The 17823-nt window shown below is 63.6% G+C and carries 19 protein-coding genes and 1 tRNA gene; 17 read left to right on the forward strand and 3 right to left on the reverse strand.

Annotation, left to right across the window (positions count from 1 at the left end; all coding sequences use genetic code 11):
* The first annotated feature begins 24 nt into the window (after window positions 1-24).
* The 7 genes from ROH8110_RS02775 (at window position 25) to ROH8110_RS02805 (ending at window position 7289) form a co-directional block, all read left to right on the forward strand.
* Window positions 25-393, forward strand: a complete 369-nt coding sequence (locus ROH8110_RS02775) for a response regulator transcription factor (RefSeq protein ID WP_085816240.1) — start codon at window positions 25-27, stop codon at window positions 391-393.
* Window positions 390-656 carry a hypothetical protein gene (locus ROH8110_RS02780; protein ID WP_085816241.1) on the forward strand — a complete coding sequence of 89 codons (267 nt, stop codon included), beginning with the start codon at window positions 390-392 and terminating at the stop codon, window positions 654-656. The genes ROH8110_RS02775 and ROH8110_RS02780 overlap by 4 nt, the downstream gene beginning before the upstream one ends.
* Complete coding sequence (locus ROH8110_RS02785; RefSeq protein ID WP_085816242.1) at window positions 657-3353, forward strand: sensor histidine kinase; 2697 nt, start codon at window positions 657-659, stop codon at window positions 3351-3353.
* A gap of 84 nt (window positions 3354-3437) precedes the next feature.
* On the forward strand, window positions 3438-4400 hold the full coding sequence (locus tag ROH8110_RS02790) for a flagellar motor switch protein FliM (protein WP_085816243.1): 963 nt from the start codon (window positions 3438-3440) through the stop codon (window positions 4398-4400).
* 61 nt (window positions 4401-4461) lie between these two features.
* Window positions 4462-4785, forward strand: a complete 324-nt coding sequence (locus ROH8110_RS02795) for a TraR/DksA family transcriptional regulator (protein ID WP_085816244.1) — start codon at window positions 4462-4464, stop codon at window positions 4783-4785.
* A gap of 71 nt (window positions 4786-4856) precedes the next feature.
* The gene (locus ROH8110_RS02800; RefSeq protein WP_245962762.1) at window positions 4857-5126 is read left to right on the forward strand and encodes a hypothetical protein; all 270 of its coding nucleotides are present in this window, start codon (window positions 4857-4859) and stop codon (window positions 5124-5126) included.
* A gap of 102 nt (window positions 5127-5228) precedes the next feature.
* Window positions 5229-7289: an enoyl-CoA hydratase-related protein gene (locus tag ROH8110_RS02805; protein ID WP_254903669.1), complete on the forward strand. Its 2061-nt coding sequence runs from the start codon at window positions 5229-5231 to the stop codon at window positions 7287-7289.
* Window positions 7290-7309: 20 nt separating this feature from the next.
* On the opposite strand, the gene ROH8110_RS02810 is transcribed toward ROH8110_RS02805, so the two are convergent.
* Window positions 7310-7525: a hypothetical protein gene (locus tag ROH8110_RS02810; RefSeq protein ID WP_085816963.1), complete on the reverse strand. Its 216-nt coding sequence runs from the start codon at window positions 7523-7525 to the stop codon at window positions 7310-7312.
* 146 nt (window positions 7526-7671) lie between these two features.
* On the opposite strand from ROH8110_RS02810, the gene ROH8110_RS02815 reads away from it, so the two are divergent.
* A complete protein-coding gene (locus ROH8110_RS02815; RefSeq protein WP_085816246.1) occupies window positions 7672-7932 on the forward strand; it encodes a DUF2312 domain-containing protein in 261 nt (86 codons plus the stop codon).
* A 21-nt stretch (window positions 7933-7953) separates the two neighbouring features.
* Here the strand turns inward: ROH8110_RS02815 and ROH8110_RS02820 are convergent, their stop codons facing one another.
* Window positions 7954-8829: a hypothetical protein gene (locus tag ROH8110_RS02820; protein ID WP_085816247.1), complete on the reverse strand. Its 876-nt coding sequence runs from the start codon at window positions 8827-8829 to the stop codon at window positions 7954-7956.
* A 147-nt stretch (window positions 8830-8976) separates the two neighbouring features.
* On the opposite strand from ROH8110_RS02820, the gene ROH8110_RS02825 reads away from it, so the two are divergent.
* From ROH8110_RS02825 to ROH8110_RS02865, 9 genes are all read left to right on the forward strand, one after another.
* Window positions 8977-9052: transfer RNA gene (locus ROH8110_RS02825), tRNA-Thr, on the forward strand.
* A 137-nt stretch (window positions 9053-9189) separates the two neighbouring features.
* Complete coding sequence (locus ROH8110_RS02830) at window positions 9190-9936, forward strand: MotA/TolQ/ExbB proton channel family protein (RefSeq protein WP_085816248.1); 747 nt, start codon at window positions 9190-9192, stop codon at window positions 9934-9936.
* Between the two features lies 1 nt (window position 9937).
* A complete protein-coding gene (locus tag ROH8110_RS02835) occupies window positions 9938-10321 on the forward strand; it encodes an ExbD/TolR family protein (protein ID WP_085816249.1) in 384 nt (127 codons plus the stop codon).
* Between the two features lie 4 nt (window positions 10322-10325).
* On the forward strand, window positions 10326-10751 hold the full coding sequence (locus ROH8110_RS02840; RefSeq protein ID WP_085816250.1) for an ExbD/TolR family protein: 426 nt from the start codon (window positions 10326-10328) through the stop codon (window positions 10749-10751).
* Entirely contained in the window at window positions 10748-11599 is an 852-nt protein-coding gene (locus tag ROH8110_RS02845; protein ID WP_085816251.1) for an energy transducer TonB family protein, read from the forward strand. The genes ROH8110_RS02840 and ROH8110_RS02845 overlap by 4 nt, the downstream gene beginning before the upstream one ends.
* Before the next feature lie 671 nt (window positions 11600-12270).
* On the forward strand, window positions 12271-13371 hold the full coding sequence (gene dctP, locus ROH8110_RS02850; RefSeq protein ID WP_085816252.1) for a TRAP transporter substrate-binding protein DctP: 1101 nt from the start codon (window positions 12271-12273) through the stop codon (window positions 13369-13371).
* An 89-nt stretch (window positions 13372-13460) separates the two neighbouring features.
* Window positions 13461-14717 carry a TRAP transporter small permease subunit gene (locus ROH8110_RS02855; protein ID WP_085816253.1) on the forward strand — a complete coding sequence of 419 codons (1257 nt, stop codon included), beginning with the start codon at window positions 13461-13463 and terminating at the stop codon, window positions 14715-14717.
* A gap of 3 nt (window positions 14718-14720) precedes the next feature.
* Complete coding sequence (locus ROH8110_RS02860) at window positions 14721-16079, forward strand: TRAP transporter large permease (RefSeq protein ID WP_085816254.1); 1359 nt, start codon at window positions 14721-14723, stop codon at window positions 16077-16079.
* A gap of 26 nt (window positions 16080-16105) precedes the next feature.
* Window positions 16106-17416 carry an NAD(P)/FAD-dependent oxidoreductase gene (locus tag ROH8110_RS02865; protein ID WP_085816255.1) on the forward strand — a complete coding sequence of 437 codons (1311 nt, stop codon included), beginning with the start codon at window positions 16106-16108 and terminating at the stop codon, window positions 17414-17416.
* 171 nt (window positions 17417-17587) lie between these two features.
* Here ROH8110_RS02865 and ROH8110_RS02870 read toward each other — a convergent pair whose 3' ends face one another.
* Complete coding sequence (locus tag ROH8110_RS02870) at window positions 17588-17818, reverse strand: hypothetical protein (protein ID WP_085816256.1); 231 nt, start codon at window positions 17816-17818, stop codon at window positions 17588-17590.
* Window positions 17819-17823: the final 5 nt, after the last annotated feature.

Here is a 17823-nt window from a genome sequence, read left to right on the forward strand (position 1 = left end):
TCGACTGGAGGGGAGGCCGATTGAATGGGGAAACGAGTTCTTCTTATCGAAGACGAGCCCAATATCATCGAAGCCGTCAGCTTTATCCTGTCCCGAGACGGATGGGACGTGAAAACCCATTCCAACGGACATGATGCGATTGATGCGGTGCGCGCCAGGGCCCCGGACCTGGTGATCCTCGACGTGATGCTGCCGGGCAAGAGCGGTTTCGATATCCTGCAGGAAATCCGTGCCGACGGCGAACTGGCCACGATGCCGGTGCTGATGCTGACGGCGCGCGGGCAGGTGAAGGATCGTGAACTCGCCGAGCAATCGGGTGTCAGTCGTTACATGACCAAGCCGTTCTCGAATGCCGACGTTCTCGAGGTGGTGCGCAGCATGGTTGCAACATGAGCCGCGAGCGTGGTCCGGTTTTCCTCGAACGGCGCACCTATCGGCGCCGCCGGATGTCGGATGCGGCGCGCCTGATGCCGATCCTGGGGGCGGCGCTGTTCGGGCTGCCGCTGCTTTGGGGGATGGCGGGTCCGCCGACATCGACCAAGCGGGTGATGTTCTATGTTTTTTCCATCTGGTTTGTCCTGACCGTGCTGACGGCGGTGATCTCGCGCTACCTGCGTCAAGAGAAACAGGACACGTCCGATACCGGAGAGTGGTGAATGGCCACACTGAACCTGCTGGTCCTGGTCTGTTTCCTTTACGTGGCCTTCCTTTTCACCATCGCCTTCGGGGCGGACCGCGCGGCGCGGCGCGGACGCGGCACATGGCTGCGCTCGCCGGTGGTCTATACGCTGTCGCTGTCGATCTATTGCACGGCCTGGACATTCTACGGGGCGGTCGGCTTTGCGGCGCGCTCGGGGCTTGAGTTCGTTACGATCTATCTTGGCCCGACGCTGGTGATGATCGGCTGGTGGTGGACCCTGCGCAAGATGGTGCGGGTGGGGCGCAGCCAGCGGATCACTTCGGTGGCCGACCTGATCTCGTCGCGCTACGGCAAGTCGAACCTGCTGGCCGTATTCGTCACGGTGCTGGCCGTGGTCGGCACAACACCCTATATCGCGCTGCAGTTGCAATCGGTCACCCTGTCCTTTGCGGCCTTCGCGGCCAATGAACCCAGCGGTACCGATCTGCCCAACCAGCAATCCATCGCGCTTTGGGTCGCGCTTGGGCTGGCGCTGTTCACCATCCTATTCGGGACGCGTAACCTTGATGCCAATGAGCGCCATCACGGCGTGGTCATGGCCATCGCGATCGAGGCGGTCGTGAAGCTGTTCGCTCTCCTGGCGGTTGGCGTCTTCGTGGTCTGGGGCCTTGCCGGGGGGGTCAACGACACGCTCGCAAGGATAGATGCCTCGCCGATCGCGGCATGGGAGGTATCGGGCAGCCGCTGGGTCGGGCTGACCATGCTGTCCGCGGCCGCTTTCCTGTGCCTGCCGCGAATGTTCCAGGTTATGGTGGTCGAGAACGAGGACGAGGGGCATCTGCGCACGGCGTCCTGGGCGTTTCCGGCGTATCTCATGTTGATGAGCCTGTTCGTTCTGCCGATCGCGGCAGTGGGGCTGGATGTCTTGCCGGAGGGCGCGAACCCGGACCTGTTCGTGCTGACGCTGCCCTTGCAAGACGGGCGCGACGGGCTGGCGATCCTGTCGTTCATCGGCGGGTTCTCGTCGGCCACGTCGATGGTCATCGTGGCGGCGATCGCGCTGTCGACGATGGTGTCGAACCATGTGGTGATGCCTGTCTGGCTGTGGATCACCGGCGGTTCGGCGGTGATGTCGGGCGATGTTCGTAACGTGGCGCTGCTGGCGCGACGGACCTCGATCGCGGGGATCGTCCTGCTGGGCTATCTCTATTTCCACGTGTCTGGCGGGGGCACGGCCCTGGCCGCGATCGGGCTCGTGTCGTTCGCGGGTGTGGCGCAGTTCCTGCCGGCCCTCATGGGAGGGCTGTACTGGCGCGCAGCGAACCGGACGGGTGCATTGGCCGGGTTGGGCGTGGGTTTTGTCGTTTGGCTCTATTGCTTGTTCCTGCCCAGTTTCGGGCCGTCCCCGGTGATGCCGCAGGCCGTGATCGACCACGGGCTTTTCGGTTTGCATTGGCTGCGTCCGCAGGCGTTGTTCGGGGCGGAAGGAATGGACCCGCTGATTCATGCCGTGATGTGGAGCATCTCGCTCAACACCATCGTTTTCATCACCGTCTCGATCATCAGTTTCCCGCGCCCCGTCGAACGCCTGCAGGGTGCGCAGTTCGTCAATGTGTTCGAGCATTCGGGCAGCCCGCCGGGCTGGACAGGCGGGCTGGCCCAGAGCGAAGATCTTCTGATCATGTCGCAACGCATCATCGGCGGGCCGCAGGCACAGGCGCTGTTCGCCGCCGCAGCGCAGCGCCAGGGGCTGGCGGGATATCTTCCCGAACCCAGCCCCGAGTTCCTGCAGGAGATGGAGCGCGAGCTTTCGGGTTCGGTCGGCGCGGCGACGGCGCATGCGATGATCTCGCAGATCGTGGGCGGCGCCAGCGTTTCGGTCGAGGACCTGATGGCGGTGGCCGATGAAACCGCCCAGATCATGGAATATTCAAGCCGCCTCGAGGCCAAGACCGAGGAACAGGAACGCACCGCCCGACAGCTGCGCGAGGCCAACCAGAAGCTGACGCAGCTATCGGTCCAGAAGGATGCGTTCCTGAGTCAGATCAGCCATGAGTTGCGCACGCCGATGACCTCGATCCGGGCGTTCTCGGAGATCCTGCGCGACACGCAGGGCCTGAAAACCGCCGAGAAAAGCAAATACGCCGCGATCATTCATGACGAGACCGTGCGTCTGACGCGGCTTCTTGACGATCTTCTGGACCTGAGCGTGCTGGAAAACGGGCAGGTGGTGCTGAACAGCCAGACGGGCCGGCTGGGGCCTCTTCTGGATCGCGCCATTGCGGCCGCCGGGGTCGATGCAGAGACATTTCGCATCGAGCGCGACCGGCAGGCCGAGGACGTGATGCTGACCACGGATCTGGACCGGCTGGCGCAGGTCTTCATCAACCTGATCTCGAACGCACGCAAGTATTGCGATTCACCGAGCCAGGTACTGACGATTGCGCCAAAACGGCAGAAGGACCGGCTGCTGATCGATTTCATCGACAATGGATCGGGGATCCCGACTGATCATCAATCCATGGTCTTCGAGAAATTCTCGCGGATCGGGGAAACCAAGGCGGGTGGCGCGGGGCTGGGGCTGGCGATCTGCCGCGAGATCATGGCGCGGCTGGGGGGGGATATCACCTATCTGCCCGGTCAATCCGGCGCGGCCTTCAGGGTGACGCTGCCACAGCCTTTCGCGGACACCACGCCGCCGGTATCCGCATAAAGCCCTTGGTAACCTTCACGGAGGTAAGTTGAGGGGCGGCACGCAGTGGCGGGCCGCTTTTGACGGCAGGCAACGGCGGATCAGATGAGCACGCAGGAGGGACATTCGGTCGTTCATCGCAAGGCGGCGGATGCGCGCAAGGTATTCGATGCGCGTGCCATGTCGCCATCGCGGGCGCTGCGCCTGTCGCTGGCGCGCGCAGCGGATTCGGTGCTCAATCTGGCGGCGACCGTGGCCACGCTGGAGCAGATGGTGCTGCCACATGACGGCATCGCACGGGAAATGGGCGAGGATGGCTTGTTGCTGTTGCTGGACGGGCCGGGCGCGCGGCGCGGCGCGCTTCGCTTCGATCCGCAATTCATGGCCGCCCTGATCGAAGTGCAGACCATCGGCACCGTCGAGCGGGCCGAGGCCATACCCCGCCCCGTGACGCGGACCGATGCGGCGATCGCGGCGCCGCTGGTGGATTCCATGCTGGCCCTGGCCGATGATCTCCTGGCCGAGGCCGCGGATGGCCCTGATGAGCCCGCGCCATCCGGTTTCCGCTTTGGCGACATGGTCGAGGATCTGCGGATGCTGATGCTGTCGCTGGACGCGCCGGATTTCGATCTGTTCCGGTTGACCGTCGATCTGGGCGAGGGTGCGAAGACCGGAGTGATGACCCTGCTGCTGCCGCATGAACCCGCGAGGCGCAAGCAACCGGATACCGCGCAGGGCGGCACCACGCTGAAGGCGAATGCACTGGGTGCGCCGATCGTTCTTGAAGCGGTGATCGAACGCTTGTCGCTGCCGCTGCGGGAGGTCTGCACGCTGATGCCCGGAGCGGTGTTGAACCTGTCGCGCAGGGCGCTGGACGACACCCGGCTGATGGCAGCGGGCGCACATCCGGTGGCCACGGTGAAGCTGGGGCAGGCGGGCGGGTGGCGGGCGGTGCGCCTGCTTGGTTCCGCGCAGGAGGCCGGCGGCCGGGAGGCCGCGCCACGCAACTCGGAACCCGACGCGGCGCAGGCGCCCGAGACTTCGCTGTCGGCTTTGCGCGACTCTTGACTTGCATCAAGGCCGGGGGCGTTCCCATATGAAAGGGTAGTCGCGCGGACGGAGGAGCATCATGCAATCTAAACAGGTATATCGCGACGCCCTGATGGGGCGTTTGGCCGAACTCGATAGTCGGCTGCACAAGATCGAGGGCGCGCTGGACGAGCCCCATTCCAAGGATTGGGACGATGCCGCCATCGAACACGAGAACGATGAGGTGCTGGAGCAGCTGGGCCAAAGTGGGCAGGACGAGATCGTCCGTATCCGCGCCGCGCTGCAACGGCTGCGCGATGGCAGTTTCGGAACCTGCACCCGCTGTGGCGAGCAGATTTCTGCCGAGCGTCTGGATACCCTGCCTGAAACCCCGTTCTGCCGGGATTGTGCCGCATCGATCTGAGCCGGCTCGTGATATGGTTCGAGGGCGGGCCGCAGCGCCCGCCAGCCCGCCACCAGGATGGGAAGGGTGACTTGAGCGACGAGAGCGAGCAGGACGACGAAAAGACGATGAAGGAAGAGGAGGAGGTGATCATGACCGAACTGAATACCCAGCTTCTGACACTCAAGGAGCAGATCAGGGATGCCAGTCCCGATATGCGTCCCGCGTTCGCGCCGCAACTTGCCGGGTTGATCGCAACCATGAATGAGAAGGGCATACCGGTGCCCGCCGAAATTCAGGACCTGCACGACGACCTGGTGAACGAATCCATCGAGGCGCAGTTCGACAACATGCCGGTTTGATCCCACCGGTTACCGGAATTCCAGATGCGGTGCTTGCGTGCGATGCGATTCTTCGTAGTAATTGCAGGCATATGATTTCGGTATTCACAGGCAGGGAACGGGGTGGCGTCGGAAGTTCACACTGAACTCAGCGATGGCATCGCTGTGGTTACAATGGATCGTCCCGTGGCCAATGCGCTTGCGCCGGGGCTGCGCGCGCAACTGGCGCAGGCCCTGCGCGATGCCTTTGCGAACGAGGATGTGCGCGCACTGGTGCTGCGCGGTGCGGGCAGCGTATTTTCGAGCGGTGTAGACATCTCGGAATATGATGGCCCGCTGGCCGAGCCCTGGATCGGTGACCTGTGCGATCTCATCGAGTCCGGCCCCAAGCCTGTGGTTGCCGCGCTGCATGGCGCGGCATTGGGCGGCGGGCTGGAACTGGCGCTGGCGGCGCATGCCCGCGTCGCCGAGGCCACGACCCGGCTGGCGCAGCCGGAACTGTCGCTCGGGCTTATACCCGGAGGCGGCGCGACACAGCGCCTGCCGCGCCTGATCGGCGCGCAGGCGTCGCTGGAATTCCTGATGTCTGCCCAGCCCGCGCGCGCCAATGACCCGCGTCTGGCGCGACTGTGTGACCGGCTGGTCCCGGGCGATCCGCTGGAACCTGCGCGGGAGCTTGCACGCAGCCTTGCCGATCGCGCCGCCTGGACCCCGACACGCGAGCGCAGGCGCGGTTTTTCCGATCCCGAGGGCTATCAGCGCGCCGTCGCAGCAGTTACGGCCCGCATCAAGGGCAAGGACGGCGCCGAATCTGATTTGCTGAAATGCATCGAAGCGGCGCAGCTTCTGCCTTTCGAGCAGGGCGTGGCGCTGGAGCAGGCGTTGTTCCGGGACCGGCTGGTCGCGCCGGATGCGCTTTGCCGCAGGCATCTCTATACCGCCGAGCGCCGCGCCGGGATCATGCCCGAACCGGGGCGCGCGGGTGCCGTCCAGCCGCCGATGCGGGTGCTGATGCTGGGTGCCGGTGCGGAGTTGGCCGAGCTTTCGGTCGCCTGTCTTCAGGCTGGCCGGCTGGTTGATATCCTGGCGCCATCGACCGAACAGGCCAATGCCACGATCTCGCGAATTGCGCGGATTCTGGATGATTGGGCGGGGCGCGGTCGCCTGACCGGCGCGGCGCGTGAGGCCTGTCTGCAGCGGCTGGCGGTCGCGCGGGGACGCGAGGCGCTGGCGGGCGCCGACCTGGTGGTGGACAGTGGCAACAGTGCTGTCCCCGAGAGCGGCGATCTGGGCGCGCGTGCGATCTGGGCGGTTCTGGGCACAGCCCGGGAAATCGGCGCGCGCAGACTCGAGGTGCCCGCGCCTGAGCGGTTGCTTGGGCTGCGCCTTTACCGCCCGGTGCAAAGCGCGCGTTTGGCCGAGATCCTCGTGCCCGACGGGGTGGTGCCCGAGGCGGTTGCCGGGCTTGTGCGGCTCTTGGGTGAAATGGGCCGTATCGTGGTGCGCACGGCTGCAAGCGGCGCCAGCGCGGGCGACGACCTTCAGGCGGCCTTGCTGCGCGCGGCACTGGCTCTCGCCGATGCCGGCTGGTCACCCTATGAGCTGGACGAAGCGGCGCGCGGGCTTGGCTTTGCGGCGGGGCCTTTCGAGACAGCCGATCAGGACGGGCTGGAACGGGTTCTGGCGCGGCTCGATCTGATCGGCGATCTGCGCGCGCAGCAACGCCTGGCGGGCACGTCGCTTCTGTCGACGCGGATCGCCGCGGGCGCGGGCGGGCGCGCCGTTGGCAAGGGACTCTATCTTTATCCCGCCGAGGGCGGAAAGCGGCCTGATCCCGCGGTCCTGGCATGGGCCGAAGGACGCCGGGCCAACGGGCGCGACGCGGTGCCGGAGCTTGACCCGGCCCGGGCATTGCATGCGGCATTGGTGAACGAGGCCGCGCGCCTTCTGGCGGGGCGGGTTGTTCAACGTGCGTCGGATCTGGATCTGGTGATGGTGCGGGGGCTGGGTTTTGCCGCGGCGCGCGGCGGCCCGCTCTTGCAGGCGGATATGGCGGGGCTGCTCACGCTGCTCAAGGTGATGAAACAGGCCGCCCGGCTGGCGCCCGCGATCTGGACACCGCATCCTATGATCGAAGCGATGGTCAAGAATGGCGAGGGGTTCTTTCCCCGTCCTGGCGCCTGAGACACCCGCGCCATCAGGCGTCAGCCCAGGACGATCCCGACCACCACCAGCATGAGACCGAAAACCGAGAGAAGCAGCGCGCCGAAATTGACCGGCACAACCTTTTGGACACGGGCCCGCAACGCCTCGTCGCTGAGTCCGGCCTTGCGGGCCTTCCACACGGTCACGATGCACCAAACCAGCCCGCCAAGCCCCAAGAGCGAGATGAGCGCGCCCAGCCAGATCAGCATCTCCATCCGCGTGGTCCTTTCGATCATACCGATATCCGCATGCGCCTATCCCAAGCCTTGCAAAACTGCAACTGCCGCGCGGTTTGCGAAAGCGTCTTGCAGCAGCAGGGCGGCGCGGTTAGGAGAGAACCTCTTACGGACCGGAGGGCCTTATGGACGAGTCGAATCCACAGTCGAGCTATCGCGTCACCGCCGACGAACTGCGCCAGTTCATCGAACGCTTCGAGCGTCTGGAATCCGAGAAGAAGGATATCGCCGATCAGCAGAAAGAGGTGATGTCCGAGGCCAAGGCGCGCGGCTATGATACCAAGGTCATGCGCAAGGTGATCTCGTTGCGCAAGCGCGACAAGGACGACATCGCCGAGGAAGAGGCGGTTCTGGAGATGTACAAGGAAGCGCTCGGGATGATGTAAGGCGCGCGACGCGCGGCACGTTCAGGGTGTGATGACACGCACACCGGGGATGTGCTGAATGACGTCGCAATCCTCGTCGTAAAGCGCGGTCAGTTCATCGACCAGCGCCTCGGTCCAGCCGGGCAGGTCCAGTTCTTCCTCGATCGCGTCCTCTTCTGCGAACTTGTCGAGAAAGGCCGCGATGACCCGGCGCTTCTGGATTTCGGTCATGCCGGGATGGGAGTCGAGATAGGTCTTGAACCGCTTCATGCCGGATTCGCTCATGATCTCCGACAACAGGGCGAATTCGCCGGTGATCGGCGCGCGCGTCTCCAGCCCGGCCATTTCGCGCACGAGTTCAGCCCAGATCAGTGGCGTATCCTCGTTGCACCAGACTGTGATCGGCATGTCGGGAAATGCGGTGCGCACCCGCTGGATCATTTCGGACCAGCGGACATTCTGCGGCGGGGTGCCGCGCATCAGCTCGTCGAAACTGTTCAGCGATGTCTGCCGGAAGATCGCGGGCAGGAACGTGGCGAGGTTGCAGGTGGCCAGGAACAGCTCGATCCGGTCTTCTCCGAAAATCTCACTCAGGGTGGCAAGGCGCATCTCGGCGGCGGAGTAGAGAACCCCGGCCGATGCCGCCATCTTGGGGGTGCCGAAGAAGCCTGGGTTGGACAGGATCAGCCGCTCGGTCTGCGCATCGGCCTGCACGGCCGCAAGGGCGCGATCACGCAGATGCGGGGCATAGCCTTCATCATGCGCCACGTTCAGGATATCGCGCAGTTCCTTGCGATAGAGATTGGGTGGCGGCGCAAGCGTGCCTTCGCTTTCCAGAAGGTCCTGGTTCTCCAACAGGCACTTCACCAGCCTGTCTTCGTCGGTGACATGCGCGCCCGCGTGTAGAACAACCTGCATACTGGTTCCGGTCTTTTCATTGAACGTTGCCAATATACGCCTTTTCGCACCGAGTTAAACCGGGATTGCGCACCGGTGGTTCACGCTGCGGGGAGCGGGTATTTTGACTTGCAGAACCAGGACGATCTGCGTATCCAGTCGCCCGGAGCCCCTATAGCTCAGCTGGTAGAGCAACTGATTTGTAATCAGTAGGTCCGCGGTTCGAGTCCGTGTGGGGGCACCATCCTTATCAAGTATCGCCCTGATGCCCGTTGTCGCATCGCTGCTATGCTGCGTTCAAACGGGTGCGACCATCGACCGGGTCATGATGGCGCGGTTGGGCATTCGTTTCTTGACAGATAAAATTGGCTAAAATAGCCGATGTCAGAACAATCAGGGCAGCGGGCGACGGGGTGGTGGCTGATGGACAGCATACTTGGTGAGGACGGCGCGCTTGTTGGCGCGCAGATCGCGCAGGCTGCCGACTTCATCCTGCTTGGCGGGCCTGCGATATGGGCCATTGCGGCACTTTCGGTGATTGCACTGGCGCTGATCCTTTGGAAAATCTGGCGGTTGGCATTGCTTGGGGCCTGGGCCGGGGGGCGCCGCGCGCGCCGCGCGGTCGAACTGTGGGCGCAGGGGCTCGAAGAGAGCGCGGTGCAGGAATTGCAGGGGCGGCGCACCTGTCGTGCGGTGCTGATCCGCGCCGCGATGGACGCGCGTAGGGACATCTCGCTTGATGACGCGGGCGCGCGCGCCGAAACCGAAAGGGTTGCCCGCAACCTGATCGCCGAGGCGCGCAGCGGGTTGCGGCCACTGGAACTGATCGCGACGATCGCACCGCTTCTGGGGCTTCTTGGCACGGTTCTGGGGATGATCGCGGCCTTTCAGGCGCTTCAGGAAGCCGGAAGCCAGACGGATCCCGCCACATTGGCCGGCGGTATCTGGGAGGCGTTGCTGACAACTGCGGCGGGTATGGCGGTGGCGATCCCGGCCTCGATGGCGCTGACATGGTTCGAAAGCGTGGTCGACGGATTGCGGCTGGAGATGGAAGATGCCGCGACGCGTATTTTCCTGCGGCCCGTGCGCGAACCCGTGGAGCCGGTCGCGGCACGGGTGGCCGGATAGGATGTTTGCCTTCGACACCCCGCGCCAGCGGCGCAAGCCCAGCCTGACGCCGATGATCGATGTGGTCTTTCTGCTGCTGGTCTTTTTCATGCTGGCGTCGCGGTTCGGCGCCGACATGCATCTGACGTTGAACGCGGCAGGAGAGGGCAGTTCGGCCGCTTACGAGGGGCCGCCGCGTCTGATCGATATCCTGCGGGACGGGTTGCAGTTGAATGGCCAAACGGTCAGCGCGGCGGATCTGCCCCAGGCGGTTGCGCGGCTGGTCGAGGGCAAGGACGATCCGATCGTGCTGCGCGCCCGCGACGGGGCGGATCTGCAGAGGGTCGTGGACGTTATGCAGCAGCTGTCGGCGGCCGGGTTCACGCGGCTCGTGCTGGTGGAATAACGCCATGCAATTCCCGGACCCACCGCGTCGCAAACCACCTGAAAGCATCGTTCCGATGATCAACGTGGTGTTTCTGCTGTTGATCTTCTTCCTGATGACGGCGCAGATCGCACCGCCCGATCCGTTCGAGATCGACCCACCCGACAGCGCGCAGGCGGGCGACCCGGCGGAGGGTGAATTCACGCTCTATCTTGGGGCATCGGGTGCACTGGCCTATCGCGACGCGCGCGGCGAGGATGCCGCATTTGCAGCATTGCAGGGCGACAAGGCCGCGTATTGCGCCAAGGGCGGCTGTTCTGAGGATGTGCCGCCGCCACCCCTTGTCCTGCGGGCGGATGCGTCGGTGCCGGGTGCGGCGCTTGCGGCGTTGATGCCGCGGTTGGCGCAGGCGGGATTCTCTGAAATCCAGCTCGTGACGGTGCCGCGATGAGACGGACGCTGGAATTCTCGCTGTTTATCGGGCTGGCGGTGGCGGCGCATCTGGCAGTCGCCGCGATCGGACGCGACGATCAGGGCGCCGAGTCGATGGGGCAGGGCGGTGCGGCGGCGATCACGCTTCAGGCATCGGATGCGCAGATGGCGGCGATGGTGTCGCAATGGGACACGCCGCCCGAGACAACCCCTGCGCCCGAGCGCGCCAAGATGCCCGCCCCCATACCGCAGGCGCCGGATATGTCTCCAGTGCAGGCAGACCCCATGATCGCGAAGGCACCGAACGTGCCCGGACTCGCGCTGCCAAAGGCCGAGAGCCTGCCCGAGCGCAGCGCCACCGCGCCGCCGCCACCAAAACCACCGGCCCCCGAGGCCAAGCCGAAGGCCAAACCGGAACCCAAACCCAAGCCCAAACCCGCCTCGCCCCGCAAGGCCAAGCCGCAATCGCAAAAGCCCGCGCCTGCGACCGCGGCCCAAGCAGCCAAGGGCAAGGGAGGCACCGCGAATGCCGGAGAGGCGCAGCGACCTGCGGCCGCGTCGACCCTGAGCGCTGGCCAGCGGCAGAGCCTGTTGCAACAATGGGGTGCGCAGGTGCGCAACAAGATCGAACGTGGCAAGCGCTATCCCAGTGCGGCAAGGGGAGCATCGGGGACGGTGCGCGTCCGCATCACCGTGGGGCGTGACGGCCGCTTGCGCGGCGCTGCGCTGGCGGGGTCATCCGGGATGGCGGCACTGGACGAGGCGGCATTGCGGGCGGTGCGGTCGGCGGGTCGCTTTGCCCCCGCGCCGGGTGGCCTGACCCAGCCGAATTACACCTTCACGCTGCCCATGCACTTCAGGGGTTGAGGTGTTCGCATCAATGCGGCGCGGCACATTTCCGACACATTTTTGCCAAATGAGCGACAGAGTTTTTCGAATCCGGGCGTAGATCGCTTCGGCTTTGTCGTGCAGGCTGGGTGGACGAAAGGGGCGGATTGCGCCGTCCCGGCCTTTTTCCCGCGGTGCATTTTGCGGGAAGGGCGATTGCAAGAACTGCATTTCACGGGCGCCGGTCAGGCGCTGTCTGGCCGGTCTGCCCCAAGCAAAGGAGTAGACGGCATGGCCACAGCACCCCCCATTCAGGCGGGTTCGGGCCCCGACAAGCCCAGCCAACCCAAGACACCCACATTTCCAGAGAATTCGCGCACAATTTCAAGACAGGTTTTTGACGACTTCGCCAGTATCTGAACCGCTCCGGGGATCTCGCTTTCGCGAATCGATTTTGTCTCGGTGTTGTCCGGGCTTACGCCTTTGCCGGCATGTGGCAGATGTCTTTTCCAATCTGCGAGGGGGCTTCTGTCTGAAGTCTCTGTAAAACATGGGCTTTCCGCGATCCGTACTCGTCTGCCTCCCAAGGCCAGTGTTGGAATTGGAAAAAACACTTTACCAATTCGTGAGGTCTTTTAGTATCAGGCGCACAGTCATCGACTGAAAGCGCCATGCGTGTCGGAGGGGCACGCGGCCATAGGGAGGATAATATGACAAAAAAACCAATTTCACGCCGTGCCGCACTGGGCGGGCTGGCGACAGCGGGGGCGGCGACGCTTGGCGCCCCGGCAATCGCGACCGCGCAGGGTCAGACAACCACCTGGAAGGTCCAGACATCGTGGCCAGGCGGTATCGGCTTGCAAATCTTCAAGGACTGGGCCGGGTCGATCGTCGAGAAGACCGGCGGGGAACTGGCATTCGAGCCTTTCGGCGCCAATGACGTGGTGGGGGATTTCCAGCTTTTCGATGCGGTCAAGAACGGCGTTCTGGACGCGGTGAACCCCTTCACGATCTATGCGCAGGGCATCATCCCCGCCGCCATGTTCCTGACCAGCTATCCGATGGGGCTGCGCAATCCGCATGAGTTCGACACGTTCTACTACGGCCTTGGCGGTCTTGAGATTGCGCGCGAGCTGTATGCGCGCCAGAACATGTATTTCGTCGGGCCGATCCATCACGGTCCCAATATCATTCACTCCAAGGTGCCGATCCGTTCGGTCGACGATTTCGCGGGCCGCAAGATGCGCGCGCCCGGCGGCATGGTGGCGGAACTGTTCTCGGCGCTTGGCGCCAAGACAACGCTGCTGCCCGGTTCGGAGATTTTCCCGGCGCTGGAGAAAGGCACGATCGACGTGGCCGATTACGTTGGCCCAGCGGTCAACTATGCGCTCGGTTTCAGCCAAGTGACCGATTACATCTCGATGGGCCCGCCGGGCTTCATGTCGGTCTATCAGCCGGTCGACATCATGGATCTGACCGTCGGCATGGACAGCTGGAACGCTCTGAGCGATCAGATGAAGCAATTCGTCGAAATGGAAGTGCATACCTATTCCGACATGCACCATGCCGCGATCCAGAAGGCCGATCAGGAGTCCTGGCAGAAGTTCGAGGACGACGGCACCGAGGTGACGCGCCTCAGCCAGACCGATGTCGAGATCATGACCGAGGTCGCCGTTCCCATCTGGTACAAATACGCCAACCGCGACAAGGACGCCGCGCGCGTCTTCAAGATCCATCTGGATTACATGATGTCGGGGTCGCTTGGCTATGTGACGCCCGAAATGGTCGAAGGTCAGACACTGGATCTGTGATCCGGGCAGGGGCCTGACCAAATGGTAGCGTCCCCGGTTCTCCGGGGGCGCGCTTCTCATCCGACATATCGTACGGAACACATATCACAATGCCCAGCATCAACTTCATTCTGCCGCACTGGCTGTATTGGGGCACGCTGATCGTCTTTCCGCTATTCGCCATGTTCATGGCGCGGAGGTCGACAAGCGGCAGCTACTCGCTCCCGATCGGCTACATGATCCTTGTCACCGGTGGCCTTCTCGGGCTGCACCGGCTCTATCTGCGCAATTTCTGGGGATTGCTGTTCATCCCGATCTTCTTTGTCATCTTGTTCGCCAACGCCCAGGGGCGTGATGCGCGCGAGATCCATTCGCAGGCGGCGAATGTGGTCTCCAGCGCCGAGCGGGTGATCGCGCGCCTCGAGCCGCAGGTCGATGGGGCAGACGCCCGGATCGCCAAGTTGCAGGCCGATCTGGCCGAGGCGGAAGAGGGCAGCCTTGCGCAGATCCGCGCAGAGCGAACGCTTGAAAAGGCACAGACGACGCTGGAAACCGAAGCGGCCCGGCTGGAAGAGAAACGAGCCGAGCTCGAAGAGGCCCGACCGGCGCTCGAGGCCGCCATGCAGGGGCGCACCTTCTGGTCGGACGTGGCATTCTATGCCTTTCTGCTGATCTGCGCGCTCGTCGTGCTTGATGCGGTGCTGCTGCCCGGGATGGTGCGCAAGGCACGCCAGCGTTTGGCCCGTGAAGAGGCCGAAGCGCAACCCGATGCTCCGGAAAGTCTTGCCGGGATCGAGGATGCGGCGGCGAACCGGCTCGAGGAATACGAGCATGAGGTTCCCAAGGGCGATCTGGCCCATGTCGGAACCGGATGGACCGGCGCGATCGACAGGCTGTCCTTTTATGCCGGCGAGTTCGTGGCGTACTGGGCCGTGATCGCGGTCTTTGCCTATTACTTCGAGGTGGTGGCGCGCTACGTGTTCAACTCGCCCTCGATCTGGGTGCATGAGGGCATGTATCTGATGTTCGGCATGCAATACCTGATCGCGGGCGCCTATGCGGCGCTGACCGATGCGCATGTGAAGGTCGATGTGTTCTATGCCGCGTGGTCGCCGCTGCGAAAGGCGGTGGTCGATCTGTTCACCTCGATCTTCTTCTTCATCTTCGCGGGCACGCTTCTGGCCACGGGCTGGATCTTTGCGATGGACGCCACGCGCGTGCATGAAGTGTCCTTCTCGGAATGGACCATCGCCTATTGGCCGTTCAAATGGGCGATCGTCGTCGGCGCGGTGCTGTTGATCCTTCAGGGGATCGCCAAGCTGGCTCGCGATATCGTCGCCATCCGTCAAAGCCTTCAGGGAGCCTGATTCATGGGTATCGAAATCGAAATCGGCTGGCTGACGGTGCTCATGTTCGGCAGCCTCATGGTGCTGCTGATGGCGGGGCTTCCGCTTGCCTTCGTGACCGGCGGGCTGGCCTGTGTGTTCCTGTTCATCCTCGGGGATTCACGAACGCTCAATATCGTTCCGTCGCGGATCTTTCCGCTGATGACGAATTACCAGCTATCGGCGATTCCGCTCTTCATCTTCCTCGCGGCCATGCTTGAACGGGCTGGGATCATCAACGAGATGTTCGACGTGATCTACAAGCTGCTCGGCGGGGTGAAAGGCGGGCTTGCAGCGGCCACGATCATCGCCTCGACGATCCTGGCGGCAATGGTCGGTGTGATCGGCGCGGCCGTCGTGACGATGGGAATCATCGCACTGCCGGCGATGCTCGCGCGCGATTACGATCCGAAGATCGCGATGGGTTCGATCATGGCGGGCGGCACATTGGGCATTCTCATCCCGCCCTCGATCCTTGCGATCATCTATGCCGTGGTGGCCGAACAATCGGTGGGCGAGCTCTTTATCGGGGCGGTCCTGCCGGGGCTGCTGCTGTCTGGCATGTATATCCTGTATGTCATGACCATGTGCTATGTCGATCCGGCCAAGGGGCCGCCCATCCCGGTGGAGGAGCGCGTCAGCAATGCCGAAAAGTTGCGCCTTCTTGGTAACATGGCGGCGCCGTTGACGCTGATCGCCGTGGTTCTGGGGGTGATCTTCGCGGGCATCGCGACCCCGGTCGAGGCGGCGGGCATCGGCACGTTCGGGGCCTTCATCGTGGCCGCGATCCATCGCAAGCTGACATGGGCGACCGTGCGCGAGGCCTGTCTGACCACATTGAAGGCCAGCGCGATGGTGATCTGGATCATGTTCGGTGCGACCATCTTCGTCGGGCTTTACGTGCTCGAAGGCGGTCAGCAATTCGTGGAAAGCACGATGACCGGGCTGGGTCTTGGGCCGTGGGGGATTCTGCTGCTGATGCAGATCATTCTGATCGCGCTTGGCATGTTCCTTGACTGGGTGGGCATCCTGCTGCTGGCGGTGCCGATCTTCGTGCCGATCATCAAGGCGCTTGGTGCGCAGGCCTTCGGGCTGGGTTCGGAAACCGACCTGGTACTGTGGTTCGGGGTTCTTTACCTTGTGAACATGCAGATGAGCTTCCTTTCGCCGCCCTTCGGCTATGCGCTGTTCTACCTGCGTGGGGTGGCACCCGCGGAAATCCCGATGAGCGACATTTTCAAATCGGCGCTGCCGTTCCTGTTCCTGCAGGTGGTGGGCCTTGCGCTTTGCATGTTGTTCCCGCAGATTATCACCTGGTTGCCACGGCTGGTCTACGGAGGATAGCCGGGGCCAGGCATGGGAATGGATCGATGAAGAACTGGACGGGCGAGGCTGAACTCGGACACCCTTGGTGGTGGGAGGCGGCGCCGCCCTCCGGTGATTCTGACGATATTTCAGATAGTTGCGATATCCTGGTCATCGGTGCGGGCTATACCGGCCTTTCGGCCGCGATCGCCGCGCATGATGCCGGAGCGCAGGTTCTGGTGCTGGAGGCCGGTGTGCCGGGGCAGGGTGCGTCGACGCGCAATGGCGGGATGTTCGGGGCGCATCCGCGGTTGGGCTGGGACGATCTGGCGGGGCGGTTCGGGGCCGAGACCGCGGATGCGGTCTTTGCCGAGGCCAACCCGGCCATGAACTGGGTGCGTGCGCTGATCAAAGCCGAGGGCATCGACTGCGATTTTCAGCAAACGGGCCGGATCCAGCTGGCATGGACGCCGGAACATGCCAACAATCAGAAAAGATTGGCAAAAAGCGTCGAGGAAAAGAGCGACGTGGCGGTCAAGATCCTGGATCGCGATGCCGTGAAACAAGAGATTTCCACGGACCGGTATCATGGGGGGATGCTATTTCCGGAGCATGGGGCGATCCATCCGGCGAAGTTTCACAAGGGATTGCTGGAGGCGGTGCGCCGGCGCGGAATTCCGGTGGTCGCGCATGCCGCCGTGTCGGGCCTTGAACGGATCGCGGGGCGGTTCAGAGTGCAGAGCGCGAAGGGCACAGTGGACGCGGAAAAGGTGATCCTGGCCACCAACGGTTACACGACGAAACCCTTTAACTGGTTTATTTCGCGTGTTTTTCCGCTGCCGAGCTTCATGATCGCGACCGAGGAACTGCCCTCGAATCTGATTGGTCACATCGCGCCGGGGCGGCGGATGATGGTCGAGACGAGGGCGCGGCACAGTTATTATCGGATCTCGCCGGACGGCAAACGGGTGCTGTTCGGGGGGCGGGCCTCGATGTGGGATACAAGGCTGGAACGGGGTGCAGAACGCCTGCGGCAGACCATGTGCGGCATCTGGCCCGAGCTTAATGACGTCAAAATTTCCCATGCGTGGTATGGGTTTACGGGATTCAGCTTCAACCACATGCCGCAGGTTGGGGAGCGCGACGGGATTTTCTATGCGATGGGATTCTCGGGGTCGGGGACGGTGATGGCGCCCTATCTGGGCGCGAAGGCGGCCTATCAGGCGATGGGCGACCCGAGGGGCGAGACCGCCTATGCCAACACCTTGTTCAAAAAGCATTTTCTGCACCAGTTCGAGAAGCCGCATTTCCTGCGCGCGGCGGATGTCTATTACCGGCACTGGGTGGACAGGGTCGAGAACTGGCAGGCGCGCTGAGAGATTCCAACGTACAAAACGTCCGGTTTGTACGCGGGTTTTGTACCGAAATCGGCTTGCTGGCGATCAGGTCTGTACAGAAGGGGAAGATTCGGCGCTTGAAGGGCGCGCGGAGAGCCCGGTGCCCTTGCCCCGGAGCGTGCCGGGGCAAGGGGTTGGCGATGGCGGGGCCTATTCGCGGGCTTCCGCCTCAAAGACCCGCTGGAGCCGTTCGCTGCTGCGCGCGGCGGCTTCGTCTTCCTCCATCTCCTTTTGTTCGATGCGTGCCTGCATGACATGGAAGGCAAGCCAGAACGCCAGCCCGATAATGAAAAGGATCATTTCCGTTCCCACCATCGGGTAGATCGGGCCGAGTTGGCTGAGGTCCGCGCCGGACCAGCTTTCGACGATTGTGGTAGACATGTCGT

The organism is Roseovarius halotolerans, from assembly GCF_900172255.1.
GTDB classification, from domain to species: Bacteria; Pseudomonadota; Alphaproteobacteria; order Rhodobacterales; family Rhodobacteraceae; genus Roseovarius; species Roseovarius halotolerans.

Bases quoted from the DNA above. Each gene is read 5' to 3' on its own strand.
- ROH8110_RS02790 (WP_085816243.1), top strand. From the start codon at position 3,438: ATGAGCACGCAGGAGGGACATTCGGTCGTTCATCGCAAGGCGGCGGAT.
- ROH8110_RS02845 (WP_085816251.1), top strand. From the start codon at position 10,748: ATGAGACGGACGCTGGAATTCTCGCTGTTTATCGGGCTGGCGGTGGCG.
- ROH8110_RS02865 (WP_085816255.1), top strand. From the start codon at position 16,106: ATGAAGAACTGGACGGGCGAGGCTGAACTCGGACACCCTTGGTGGTGG.
- dctP (WP_085816252.1), top strand. From the start codon at position 12,271: ATGACAAAAAAACCAATTTCACGCCGTGCCGCACTGGGCGGGCTGGCG.
- ROH8110_RS02815 (WP_085816246.1), top strand. From the start codon at position 7,672: ATGGACGAGTCGAATCCACAGTCGAGCTATCGCGTCACCGCCGACGAA.
- ROH8110_RS02855 (WP_085816253.1), top strand. From the start codon at position 13,461: ATGCCCAGCATCAACTTCATTCTGCCGCACTGGCTGTATTGGGGCACG.
- ROH8110_RS02775 (WP_085816240.1), top strand. From the start codon at position 25: ATGGGGAAACGAGTTCTTCTTATCGAAGACGAGCCCAATATCATCGAA.
- ROH8110_RS02870 (WP_085816256.1), bottom strand. From the start codon at position 17,818: ATGTCTACCACAATCGTCGAAAGCTGGTCCGGCGCGGACCTCAGCCAA.
- ROH8110_RS02860 (WP_085816254.1), top strand. From the start codon at position 14,721: ATGGGTATCGAAATCGAAATCGGCTGGCTGACGGTGCTCATGTTCGGC.
- ROH8110_RS02810 (WP_085816963.1), bottom strand. From the start codon at position 7,525: ATGGAGATGCTGATCTGGCTGGGCGCGCTCATCTCGCTCTTGGGGCTT.
- ROH8110_RS02785 (WP_085816242.1), top strand. From the start codon at position 657: ATGGCCACACTGAACCTGCTGGTCCTGGTCTGTTTCCTTTACGTGGCC.
- ROH8110_RS02835 (WP_085816249.1), top strand. From the start codon at position 9,938: ATGTTTGCCTTCGACACCCCGCGCCAGCGGCGCAAGCCCAGCCTGACG.
- ROH8110_RS02795 (WP_085816244.1), top strand. From the start codon at position 4,462: ATGCAATCTAAACAGGTATATCGCGACGCCCTGATGGGGCGTTTGGCC.
- ROH8110_RS02830 (WP_085816248.1), top strand. From the start codon at position 9,190: ATGTCAGAACAATCAGGGCAGCGGGCGACGGGGTGGTGGCTGATGGAC.
- ROH8110_RS02820 (WP_085816247.1), bottom strand. From the start codon at position 8,829: ATGCAGGTTGTTCTACACGCGGGCGCGCATGTCACCGACGAAGACAGG.
- ROH8110_RS02780 (WP_085816241.1), top strand. From the start codon at position 390: ATGAGCCGCGAGCGTGGTCCGGTTTTCCTCGAACGGCGCACCTATCGG.
- ROH8110_RS02840 (WP_085816250.1), top strand. From the start codon at position 10,326: ATGCAATTCCCGGACCCACCGCGTCGCAAACCACCTGAAAGCATCGTT.